2 protein-coding genes are annotated in these 1,260 nt (G+C 37.5%); both read right to left on the bottom strand.

The genetic code is table 11. The features are described 5' to 3' along the window. On the bottom strand, nucleotides 1-653 hold a 653-nt coding region (locus ACWIUO_RS13710; RefSeq protein WP_454178446.1), incomplete at its 3' end, for a hypothetical protein. Then, nucleotides 595-783, bottom strand: coding sequence for a hypothetical protein (locus ACWIUO_RS13705; RefSeq protein WP_454178445.1), 189 nt, complete (start codon nucleotides 781-783; stop codon nucleotides 595-597). The genes ACWIUO_RS13710 and ACWIUO_RS13705, both read right to left, overlap by 59 nt. Between the last annotated feature and the right edge of the window lie 477 nt (nucleotides 784-1,260).

Below are 1,260 nucleotides of genomic sequence, written 5' to 3'. Positions count from 1 at the left end.
CTTTCGTCATTGCGAGAATATGCGCGTAGCGTAGAATCGTGGCAATCCATCATCTCATCGTCATTGCGAGAATTTAGACTTTTGTCAAAAAGGCTAAATTCGTGGCAATCCACACTGCAATGCGTAAAAAATAGATTGCCACGCTCACTGCGTTCGCTCGCAATGACAGAAATAGAGTCATTGTCTGTAATGACGGAGTTTTTGTCATATTGAGCGCGTGAGCGCGAAATATCTCTACTTACATTTTTAGATTTTGAGATACTTCGGGCTACGCCCTCAGTATGACAAGGATTAGGATTTTGGATAGTTCGCTTATGTGTATTAGGATAAGAAACCCACCCCCTTAATCCCCCTCCGCAAAGGGAGGGGGAAATAATGCCGTCATTGCGAGAATCTGCGTTAGCGGATTTGTAACAATCCACCCTCCCATCGTCATTGCGAGAAAATCCGCTAGGATTTTCGTGGCAATCTATGTTTGCTGTATTGCATTGTGGATTGTCACGCTCACTGCGTTCGCTCGCAATGACGGAAGCAGAGTCATTGTCTGTAATGACGGAGGTTTCTTTGTAAGTATGATATTTTGACGATTTGTAGCTAGAAAAATTTTGTGCGGGAGTTACTCTCTCTCTCTCTCTCTCTCTCGTTGTTGGCAATGCTAGAAGCAAATGCAGGATTTGCAAAAACCATACTACAAATGCCAAACAAAAATAACGCGCTATATTTTAATACCCCATCTTTGCAGTCTTGCAAAGATGGATAATTAGATGTTTTCATTTCATTCATTTCAAACCCCTTTTTGCATAATCTTTACAAAATCTTTTAGCACATTTTGGATTCTTGTAAATATGATTTTCTCATTATGTCTAGCATTTTAAGAAAATAAGATTCACAAGCAAAATGTAAAAACACAAACGCAACTATAAGCAAAATAAACTTAAAATTTGCTTTTGTGAAATGGGAATAAAATCAAAAATAAAAAAAAACCAAAAGAGAGAGAAACATAAAATATGAAAAACATTAAAAAAAAGAAAAGCATAAAAATGCAGCACTAAGTCCAAAAGATTATGCTATACGAATAATATCTAGCAAAATATCCTCTTTTGCAAGCAAATATCCTTCGTAGCTTGGATTGGCTTTGAAAATCAAACACTTTTAGATTCTGTCTAAAACACTTTGACAAAAAACACCATAATACCACACACTAGCGCAAAAACGCGCACCTGCTTTTTATCATCGCCACAAACTGCCATCAAAGAGCCA

This window comes from Helicobacter sp. T3_23-1056, assembly GCF_053654535.1.
The sequence above is the reverse complement of the archived record's forward strand: the minus strand, read 5'-3'. Positions and strand labels throughout refer to the sequence as shown.

Coding starts and splice junctions, on each gene's coding strand:
- ACWIUO_RS13705 (WP_454178445.1), bottom strand. CDS start 783: ATGAATGAAATGAAAACATCTAATTATCCATCTTTGCAAGACTGCAAA.